The sequence below is a fragment of the Oceanospirillum beijerinckii DSM 7166 genome, assembly GCF_000422425.1.
GTDB classification, from domain to species: Bacteria; Pseudomonadota; Gammaproteobacteria; order Pseudomonadales; family Halomonadaceae; genus Oceanospirillum; species Oceanospirillum beijerinckii.
In genome coordinates this window covers 51,120-60,575 of the sequence record NZ_KE383834.1, presented here as the reverse complement: position 1 = coordinate 60,575, position 9,456 = coordinate 51,120, and the positions used below count along the sequence as shown (strand labels likewise).

General features: G+C 51.7%; 12 protein-coding genes and 1 pseudogene. 8 read left to right on the top strand and 5 right to left on the bottom strand.

The features are described from left to right. Positions 1 to 228: pseudogene (locus H579_RS0123495) on the bottom strand (helix-turn-helix domain-containing protein); the annotation flags it as partial. Between the two features lie 49 nt (positions 229 to 277). Then, positions 278 to 778: a LysR family transcriptional regulator gene (locus tag H579_RS27415; protein WP_211224793.1), complete on the bottom strand. Its 501-nt coding sequence runs from the start codon at positions 776 to 778 to the stop codon at positions 278 to 280. Between the two features lie 112 nt (positions 779 to 890). On the opposite strand from H579_RS27415, the gene H579_RS0123485 reads away from it, so the two are divergent. Then, on the top strand, positions 891 to 1,181 hold the full coding sequence (locus H579_RS0123485) for a putative quinol monooxygenase (protein ID WP_028302674.1): 291 nt from the start codon (positions 891 to 893) through the stop codon (positions 1,179 to 1,181). Positions 1,182 to 1,191: 10 nt separating this feature from the next. Continuing rightward, positions 1,192 to 1,407, top strand: a complete 216-nt coding sequence (locus H579_RS0123480) for a DUF2798 domain-containing protein (RefSeq protein WP_028302673.1) — start codon at positions 1,192 to 1,194, stop codon at positions 1,405 to 1,407. Between the two features lie 121 nt (positions 1,408 to 1,528). On the opposite strand, the gene H579_RS0123470 is transcribed toward H579_RS0123480, so the two are convergent. From H579_RS0123470 to H579_RS0123460, 3 genes are all read right to left on the bottom strand, one after another. Continuing rightward, positions 1,529 to 1,981 carry a hypothetical protein gene (locus tag H579_RS0123470; protein WP_028302672.1) on the bottom strand — a complete coding sequence of 151 codons (453 nt, stop codon included), beginning with the start codon at positions 1,979 to 1,981 and terminating at the stop codon, positions 1,529 to 1,531. Positions 1,982 to 1,983: 2 nt separating this feature from the next. Then, the gene (locus H579_RS29265) at positions 1,984 to 2,139 is read right to left on the bottom strand and encodes a hypothetical protein (protein WP_157834699.1); all 156 of its coding nucleotides are present in this window, start codon (positions 2,137 to 2,139) and stop codon (positions 1,984 to 1,986) included. 481 nt (positions 2,140 to 2,620) lie between these two features. Further along, complete coding sequence (locus H579_RS0123460; RefSeq protein ID WP_051228312.1) at positions 2,621 to 3,445, bottom strand: enoyl-CoA hydratase; 825 nt, start codon at positions 3,443 to 3,445, stop codon at positions 2,621 to 2,623. A 160-nt stretch (positions 3,446 to 3,605) separates the two neighbouring features. Here H579_RS0123460 and H579_RS0123455 point away from each other — a divergent pair, with 160 nt between their 5' ends. The 6 genes from H579_RS0123455 (at position 3,606) to H579_RS0123430 (ending at position 9,426) form a co-directional block, all read left to right on the top strand. Beyond that, complete coding sequence (locus H579_RS0123455; protein ID WP_028302670.1) at positions 3,606 to 4,397, top strand: SDR family oxidoreductase; 792 nt, start codon at positions 3,606 to 3,608, stop codon at positions 4,395 to 4,397. A gap of 94 nt (positions 4,398 to 4,491) precedes the next feature. Next, on the top strand, positions 4,492 to 5,523 hold the full coding sequence (locus tag H579_RS0123450; RefSeq protein ID WP_028302669.1) for an OB-fold domain-containing protein: 1,032 nt from the start codon (positions 4,492 to 4,494) through the stop codon (positions 5,521 to 5,523). A gap of 8 nt (positions 5,524 to 5,531) precedes the next feature. After that, the gene (locus H579_RS0123445) at positions 5,532 to 6,665 is read left to right on the top strand and encodes an acyl-CoA dehydrogenase family protein (protein ID WP_028302668.1); all 1,134 of its coding nucleotides are present in this window, start codon (positions 5,532 to 5,534) and stop codon (positions 6,663 to 6,665) included. Continuing rightward, positions 6,637 to 7,056 carry a MaoC family dehydratase gene (locus H579_RS0123440; RefSeq protein ID WP_028302667.1) on the top strand — a complete coding sequence of 140 codons (420 nt, stop codon included), beginning with the start codon at positions 6,637 to 6,639 and terminating at the stop codon, positions 7,054 to 7,056. Before H579_RS0123445 ends, H579_RS0123440 begins: the two co-directional genes overlap by 29 nt. Positions 7,057 to 7,073: 17 nt before the next feature. After that, the gene (locus H579_RS0123435) at positions 7,074 to 8,249 is read left to right on the top strand and encodes a lipid-transfer protein (protein WP_028302666.1); all 1,176 of its coding nucleotides are present in this window, start codon (positions 7,074 to 7,076) and stop codon (positions 8,247 to 8,249) included. A gap of 10 nt (positions 8,250 to 8,259) precedes the next feature. Then, positions 8,260 to 9,426 carry an acyl-CoA dehydrogenase family protein gene (locus tag H579_RS0123430; protein ID WP_028302665.1) on the top strand — a complete coding sequence of 389 codons (1,167 nt, stop codon included), beginning with the start codon at positions 8,260 to 8,262 and terminating at the stop codon, positions 9,424 to 9,426. The last annotated feature ends 30 nt before the right edge of the window (positions 9,427 to 9,456 follow it).

The window sequence follows — 9,456 nt, the reverse complement described above, 5'->3', positions numbered from 1 at the left end:
GCCCTCTGTCACGCAGCGTTCCCGGATTTGCTCAATAGTACGCCGGCTATATCTCACTCTTTCGGCAGCGTCACGATCAGTAAGAGAAGGGCCATGCTCACCTTCGTCAACCAGCAGTAAGACTTCTGCATGACGTCGACGATAAGCCGCTACACGGCCTCGTGTAACCAGATCAATTAAGTGATTACGTTCTTCTTCAGTCAACTTCACTACATAACGCTTTTTCATTCAGATTGCCCTCAACTGGTCAGGTGACTTCCACCTTTTGAGAACAAGTCTAGCACTCTATGTTTTCATGATGACTGACTACTAGTCCTGTTTGATAGAGGCGGGAATCCTTTTGCGGGCCTATACGCAGGGCAATATCGGCTTGTTCTGAGATAATATCTTTATTTTCGTTATTCAGTTTCAGGTTGAGCTGAATATCGGGATAGAGGGCGATAAATTCAGACCACATCGGCTGCAGATAGCCAATAGAGATATTGGTGGGAGCAAGCACGGTTAAAGGCCCGTGCAGGGATTGCATCTCCTGGCTTAGGTCTTTGCTTTTGATATCAAAGTCATTGACCAGATCAGCAAAGGTATCGTAATACACCTCGCCTTCAGCTGTGAGTCTGAACTGTCTGGCTGAACGATGTATCAGCTGGCAGCCCAGTTGCTCTTCTAACTTTTTCAGTCTGCGTGTGACCGTTGGCGGTGGGATATTAAGCTGTAGCGCTGCTCCCGCCAGCCCTCTGGCCTGGACAATATGAATAAAGAGTGCGATATCGTCGTACATGGTTTCATTTTTGGAATTTAATCTTTAATTTTTAGCCATATTATCATTTTTGGAAATCTTCTACTCTTTTCTCACGTTAGATCTTCCCTGGAAAGAGTAAAAGAGAGCCATTATGAAAACCTTATATGTGAGTGCCGGTTTGGTTTTAACCGAAGGTACAGACAGAACTTTTGCGATAGAGCAGATGACAGAGTTGGTAGAGGCAACCATAAAGGAGCCAGGTTGCAGGCATTTCGAGGTGTTGGCCCATAAAGAGGATGAAAGCCGATTCACCCTTTGGGAATGCTGGGACAATGAAGCAGCCTTACAAGCCCACTTTCAGGCTCCCCATACCCAAGCCTATCTGGCGTTAGACCTGACGCGGGTGGCATATATCGAAAAGCTGGAAGCGATGAATGCATAAGGAGGCTGTTATGGCACAACGTATCGTTTCCGGACTGTTAATGTCGCTGCTGCTGTCCAGTGTTATGACTCTCTGGGTGACCTGGTCTAATCTGGGCTTTGTGGAACATTTTCTGGCATCGTGGTGTAAAGCGTTTGTGATGGCTTGGCCCGTAGCTGCAACGATTGCCATTACTTTTGGCCCAAGGGTTCAGCAGTTAACGGCCAAATTACTTGTGCCAAAATAGTAACGATCTGTTTGGGGTTGTACTGTTGGGATCGCTTAATAGCAATCCCGGCGGTACATTTTGTCCATATAACTGATGATTTGGTCCAGAGCTCTTTCAAACCGGTCTTGCGGCACAGACATCATTCCTGAGGCCTGAGCATCTTTGTCGGTTTTCCTGCGAGCTCTCCCAGTAGCTCTACTGCCCGGCCGACTTTGTACAGGGGCTGAGTCCCGCTTAAGTTAAACGCCTCACCATCCGAAAATACCAGATTTACCTTCCCCTTCTTACGGGGTTGCAGCTTATCCTGAGCCAGTTCGATCCGTTCAACGGCATCCAGGGGAATGATCATCTCTTTGATCAGAAAGATACACTTTAACCGGCGTACCAGCTGATTATTGGCGTGATCCAGATAAACCTCGTGGCGGATAAAAAACAATAGATAACCCAGTGTGGCTAACAGAACCCAGGCCAGGATAGGGAAATCATTTCTATGCAAAAAGTAGCCATTAAGGCCAACAATCGCCAAAACAAAACCGCCCATAACGTAGGATATAATCAGATTGTTCTTAAAAAGTATTGTTTTTTGATTCATGTTTAGCCTCCCACGACATAACGTAAAACCATAGCCAGTACACCAAAGCCCAGCACGGGTGGTAGCAGTAATTTAGCGAAAACCATCAGATTATAAAAAGGCGGTGGGGCTGAGAAATTGGCTTGTGGATCAGTCTGTTGCACGGGGTGTTGCGCCATAATAGGTCCTGGATAGGTTATAAGATTCTCTGATATCTGCTTTTAAATGGCAGATCCGTTTTGAGGGTGAGGGTCAGTTTTAGTTCACCAGATTTCTTATGCTATTTGGTGATTCTCTTGAAAACCACCGCTTCGGCTATCTCATCGCTTTTTAGCGCAGAATAAATCTTGCTCAGTCTCAAAGCGGATTAGCAGGTTTAGGCGGCTTGTGACGAACTCCTGTTGGCTCAGACAAAAAAATCCCCCGGACTTTTCAGTACCGGGGGTAAGCTTGACAAGGTGAAGCAAAGACAGGACATGTCAAGGGTTGAGTAGTGCGTTTCTAATATTCAAGAAGCGTTCAATATTCAAAAAATGGTCTCCGGAGGGCGACGCTACCGGAGACCCAATGCACAACATCAATACACAACAAGATGTCGAACAGCAAAAGGCGTTTTTCAGTCGTCTGACAAGCTATAACAATTCACCTGTAAAGACAGGACTATTCCCCGGTAAAGACCGGGTGGCGCTTCTCCAGAAAGGCCTGCATGCCTTCCCGTTGATCCCGTGAGGCAAACAGCAGGGCATTAGCGCGGCGTTCCAGTGCCAGGGCACTGTCTAATGACGCATCCATACCGGCGATAATCACTTCTTTCACCTGTTCCGCAGCCAGTGGCGGCATACGGGCGATACTACGGGCGGTGCTCAGGGCTTTGTCTTGTACTTCTTCATTGGCACAGATTTCACTGACTAAACCAGCGATCCAGGCTTCCTGAGCGGTAATCGGTTTGCCGGTCAGTGCCATCTGCATCGCTTTGGCTTTACCGACCGCACGTACCAGGCGCTGTGTACCGCCAACACCGGGCATAATGCCGATACGGATCTCTGGCTGGCAGAAGCTGGCCCCTTCACCGGCGATAATAATGTCCGCCAGCATCGCCAGTTCGCAGCCACCGCCAAAGGCATAACCGTTCACAGCAGCCACTACCGGTTTAGGGCAGTGTTGAATCGGTGCCCACAAGCGTTCTGTATGGCGCTTATAAATCTCAATCGGGTCCGCATCAATCATGCTGGTGATATCACCGCCAGCGGCAAACACCTTATCGCCACCCGTCAGGATAATGCAGCGCACGCTGTCATCTTCTGCCAGCTCGGTAAAGTAGTTGGATAGCTGTTGCTGCAGTTCCAGACTCAATGCGTTGGTGGCATGAGGTCGGTTTAAACGCAGGCGGGCAATGCCTTCTTCCGGGCGTTCCAGTAATACTGGATTCTCTTCATTAGCCACTGGCTTCTTGTCAGCGTTAGAGATGGCTGTCCGTTCAGTCATGGAACGCGTCCTCTTACAGGTCAATTTCTGTATTTCTCAAGCAAATATTGATAGTTGCGCATTGTGCACAGGCTTGTCACAGACAGCATCGTCCATTCAGACGAAGCTCCATTTCAGTGCATTTGGTTAGATGAGACAAAGCTTGTTAACGGAGAAACGAATGAAACAGACAGCAGGTTTTGATTATCAGGGCCAGGTGGTGCTGGTAACAGGCGGAACAAAAGGGATCGGCGCAGGCATTGCCTGCAGCTTTTTACAGGCGGGTGCCAAGGTGATTGTCTGTGGTCGTAATACGGCAGAAAAGCTGCCAGAGGCTGACGGCCCTGAAGGCGTAAACAGTGCGGATTTTATCGCGGCAGATCTGCGTGATCTGGATTCGATCAACGCGCTGTTTGACACCATTAAAGCGGAATACGGCCGTTTGGATGTGGTGATCAACAATGCCGGTGGCAGTCCTTTTGCTCTGGCGGATCGGGCATCGCCCCGTTTCCACGAGAGTATTTTACGCCTCAATCTGATTGCCCCATTAAACGTGGCGCAAAAAGCCAATGAGCTGATGCAGGCCCAGGAAAGCGGTGGTCGCATTATCTTTATCGGCAGTATCAGTGCACTACGTGCTTCTCCGGGTACGGCGGCCTATGGCGCGGCTAAAGCCGGTGTGCTGTCTCTGGTGCAATCCCTGGGAGTTGAGTGGGCGCCTAAAGTACGTGTGACCGCGGTGAGTCCTGGTCTGGTAAAAACCGAGCAATCCCATCTGCACTATGGCGATGATGAAGGGATTGCTGCTGTGAGTGCCACCATTCCTGCGGGTCGTATGGCTGACCCTGAAGATATTGGTAATGCCTGCCTGTATATGGCTTCTCCTCTGGCCAGTTATGCCAGTGGTTGCAATCTGCTGCTGAATGGCGGCGGTGAACGTCCGGCCTTTTTAGCGGCGGGCGATACAAACTGATCAGCGGGCCAACGAGTGGGCAGAAAACCGCGATTTAAACATAACACCGGCAGCGTCTGATCAGACGAGCCGTAAGAGATGCAGGAGACAGAACTTGGCTAATAACGAGTGGTTGTCCGAAGTGCGTTCCATGGTAGGTCGGGAGTATGGCCGTATCTACGCATGGGATGAAGTAAATCCAGCGATGGTCCGACAGTGGTGTGAAGTGATGGGTGTTGAAAACCCGCTTTACACCGATCCTGAATATGCTGTTCAGACCGAGTTTGAGGGTATGGTTGCGCCGCCAGCGATGTTGCAGGCGTGGTGTCTGGAAGGGTTGCATATGAACAACTACCCACCAGGCTCCACCGATGAAAATCCTTATGGAGTGCTGAAACTGATCGAAGCTCAGGGGTATCCGGCGGTGGTGGCGGTGAACTCTGAGCTGAGTTTTGATCGCTATGTGAAGATGGGCGAACGCCTGTACTACACCACCCGTTTTGCCGATATGGGTGAAGAGAAGACGACGGGTCTGGGGGCTGGTTTCTTCGTAACTTTAATTCAGACTTTCTACTCCGAAGCTCCTGATAAAGAGAGACTGAAGGGTAAAGAAGACGAAAAGGTCGGTGAGCTGCTGTTCCGGGTATTTAAGTTTAAACCGGCACAGCGTCCTAAGTCTGAAGCAAAGAAAGACGATCAAGGCCAGGAAGAAAAGAAAGCCGAAAAACCGGCGATTAAGCGTCCTAAGCCCGGTATCAGCGACGATACCCGTTTCTTCTGGGACGGTTGTGAAGCAGGTGAACTGCGTGTGCAACACTGTAAGTGCTGCGACAAGTTACAGCATCCTCCAGCCCCGGTTTGTGTGCACTGTCAGTCTTTTGAGCTGGATTATAAAGTCGCCAGCGGTAAAGGCGAGTTGTACTCCTTTGTCGTGATGCACTATCCCGTGGTGCCTCCTTTTGAGCATCCGAACCCCATTGGTCTGATCCAGTTGGATGAAGGTGTTCGCATGCCTGTGGGGCTGACAGGGGTTGATCCAGAAGCCTTGCAAAACGGCGAGGTCAAAATCGGTCAGCGTATGCAGGTGGAATTCCAAACCTTTGATGATGAACTGACCCTGCCGCTGTTCCGGCCGGTTGACGCGTAGGAGGTATTATGGACTTTTCTTTAACAGAAGATCAGCGTGCCATTGCCGAGATGGCTGGCAGCCTGTTTTCCGATATCTGTACCGATGATCGTCTGCGCGAAGCGGTGGAGAATAACGAAACTACCATGGATGATCTGTGGCAGACCTGTCGGGAAACTGGTCTGCACGCGCTCTATATCCCTGAATCCGTCGGTGGTAGTGGTCTGGGCATCACAGACCTGATGACTGTATTACAAGCTCAGGGCCGTGGTCTGGGTCAGGTGCCGCTATGGCGTCATCAGATCGCTGCGGCTGCTTTAGTGGAATTTGGCACTGATGAACTGAAGTCGATTGCCCAAGCCGCTGCCGAAGATGGCTATCTGCTGACCCTGTCTCAAGGCGATCAGAGCCATAGTCTGGGCATAAAACTGCAGGCGCAAACTAACAGTGATGGCGTGGTGCTGAGTGGTCGTATTGAAGCATTGCCTGAAGGCCCTAATGCCCAGGGTGCCCTGGTATTAGCCGAGGGCCCTGAGGGCGTACAGCCGGTACTGCTGAACCTAAGTGCTGAAGGCATCACCCGTATTGATGGTGTGTTGACTCAGGGTGAAGCGGTATCGGATCTGATTCTGGATCAGGTAGTGCTTCCTGCCAGTCATCTGCTGCCTGCCGCCGCTACCGAGTGGCTGGAGGTGCGCAGCATTGCCGCGCAGGCGTCCTTGCAACTGGGTGTTAGTGAAGAGCAGCTGCGTCGTACCGTGGAATATATTACCGAGCGTCGTCAGTTTGATCGTCAGATCGCCACCTTCCAGGCGGTACAGATGACAATGGCGGATTGTCAGATCGCTCTGGAAGCCCTGCGTTCAACGCTGTGGCAGCTGTGTTATCGCCTGGACAATAATCTGCCTGCACCTTCCGAAGCCCTGGCCGTGGCCTGGCTGGCCTGTGAGGCCGGTCATGTTATCGGTCATAAAGCACAGCATGTGCACGGTGGTTTTGGTGTTGATCTGACCTACCCAATGCACCGTTTCCTGTACTGGAGCCGTGGCCTGAGTCTGGGCTTGGGTGGCAGTAAAGCAAATCTTGAGCGGCTGGGCGACTGGCTGGCTATTAACGATAATCTGGGATGGAAGTATGACCGCGATGAACACCAAGCAATTTAATGACGTCAGCCTGGGCGAAACGTTGCCAGAGCTGAATATCCCGATTACCGTGGCGCTGATTACCGGTGGTGCCATTGCCACACGGGATTATTTCCCCGGTCACCATGATAAAGATGCCGCCAACGAGCTGGGTTCGCCCCATGTCTTTATGAATATTCTGACCACAAACGGTCTGGTTGAGCGTTTTGTCGGTCAGTGGTGTGGCCCAACGGGTCGGCTGCAAAACCTGAAAATCAAGCTGGGTGTCCCAAATTACCCGGGCGATCACATGACCTTCACCGGGGAAGTCACCGAACTGGATGCCGAGACGCGCACCGCTGTAGTGAGTCTGAAAGGTAAAAATTCCATGGGTAATCACGTCACAGGTAGTGTGGCCGTGGTACTGCCGTAAGCCGGAGGAGCGATGTAATGAAGCAATCAATCAGTGGTCAGGCGGCAATTGCCGGTCTGGGTGCGACAGAATTTTCGAAAAACTCCGGTCGTACCGAGCTGCGTTTAGCCATGGAAGCGACCTTGGCGGCGCTGGAAGACGCTGGAATTGATCCATCCGAGGTGGACGGTTTCAGCAGTTACTCGGTCGATAAAGTACCTGAGTACGAAATTGCCCGCCTGCTGGGCTGTAAAGAGGTGAAATTCTTCTCGCAGATTCCTCATGGTGGTGGTGCGGCGTGTGCGCCCATTATGCATGCGGCGATGGCGGTGGCGACCGGTGTCGCAAAAACCGTGGTGGTTTATCGTGCCATGAATGAGCGCTCCTGGTATCGCTTCGGTACCGGCAGTTACGGTTTTGCCGATTCGCCGATCTTTGAGAACGTGAACTATGGCTGGTATATGCCCCATGGTTTCCATACGCCAGCGGCCTGGGTCGGTATGTTCGCTCAGCGTTATATGCACACCTATGGCGCGACTTCGGAAGATTTTGGTCGTATTGCGGTGGCGGCCCGTGATTTTGCGGCGACTAACCCGAACGCCTTCTTCTATGACAAGCCGATTACATTGGAAGAGCACCAGGCATCGCGCTGGATCTGTGAACCGCTGCATCTGCTGGATTGCTGTCAGGAGTCTGATGGTGCGGTGGCCATGGTGATCACCAGTGTTGATCGCGCGAAAGATCTGAAGCAGAAGCCGGTAGTGATCAAGGCCGGTGCTCAGGGTATCGCTGATGGTACTCAGATTATGACCAACTACTACCGCGATGATATTACCGATCTGCCGGAAATGGGCGTGGTGGCTAAAGAGCTGTATGCCCAGTCTGGTCTGGGCCCAGATGATTTCCAAACGGCAGTGATCTATGACCACTTTACGCCGTTTGTGCTGCCGCAGCTGGAAGAGTTTGGTTTTGCCAAGCGTGGTGAAGCCAAAGAGTTTATCCGTGCCGGTCATCATGCCCGTGGCGGTAAGTTGCCGATCAACACCCACGGTGGTCAGCTGGGTGAAGCCTACATTCACGGTATGAATGGTGTGGCTGAAGCGGTGCGTCAGGTACGTGGTTCATCGGTGAATCAGGTGGATGATGTTGAAAATGTACTGGTCACGGCAGGCACCGGCGTGCCGACCAGTGGTCTGATTCTAAGCGCAGCCTGAGGAGGTTAAGATGTTTGTTGATCTGACACAGGAACAGCGCAAGTTGCGCATTAAGGTTCGGGACTATTTTACTAATTTGATGACCCCTGAACTGCGCCAATCCCTGCGTGGTAAAGAGGGTGGAGATGAATACCGTCAGGTGATTCGTCAGATGGGCGAAGATGGTTGGTTAGCGGTTGGTTGGCCCAAGGAGCACGGTGGTCAGGGTTATCAGGCCACCGAACAGCTGATCTTTTTTGAAGAAGCCAATATCGCCGGTGCACCACTGCCGTTTGTCACCATCAGTACGGTTGGTCCGGCGTTGATGCAGTACGGTACTGAGCTGCAGAAAGAGAAGTTTCTGCCGGGTATTGCCAAAGGTGAGCTGATCTTTGCTATCGGTTATTCCGAACCTAATGCGGGTTCTGATCTGGCGACGCTGAAAACCACCGCCCGTGCAGAAGAGGATCATTTTGTGGTCAACGGCAACAAGCTGTGGACCTCAGGTGCGGAGGCGGCCGACTATATCTGGCTGGCGGCCCGAACCGATCCCGATCTGCCCCGTCATAAGGGCGTGTCCATTATGATTCTGGATACCAAAGAGGAAGGTTTCTCCCATACGGTAATCCCCACCTGTTCTAACCCAACTGCGGCCACCTACTACGATAATGTTAAGGTGCCTAAAGAGATGCTGGTGGGCGAACTGAATGGTGGTTGGAAGCTGATTACGTCTCAGCTTAACCATGAGCGCCTGGGTTTGGGCTCCTGGTCCGATAAGGTGGTGGGGCTGTTTAATCGCGTCTATCAGTGGGCTAAAACGGCGGATGAAAATGGTCGTCGTGCCACGGATAAAGCCTGGGTACGTTCGGCACTGGCTGAGTGTTATGCCCGTCTGGAAGCGATGCGCCTGATTAACTTCCGTATCGCCTCTGATCTGGAAAAGGGTCAGATGGATGTGGCGCTGGCATCCACCACTAAGGTGTATGGTTCAGAGTCGGCAATCGAGATTCTGCGTCGTCTGGTGGATATTGTCGGTGCCAATGGCATGGTACGCGAAGGCTCTAGCGCTGCTCTGTTAATGGGCGAACTGGAATATGAAGTGCGTGCATCGGTCACCCTGACTTTTGGTGGTGGTACTAATGAAATTCAGCGTGAGCTGATTGCTCAGTTTGGTTTGGGGATGCCCCGCTCACGCTAGGGCTGAAATCAAGCGCTGAAGGAGAATAAT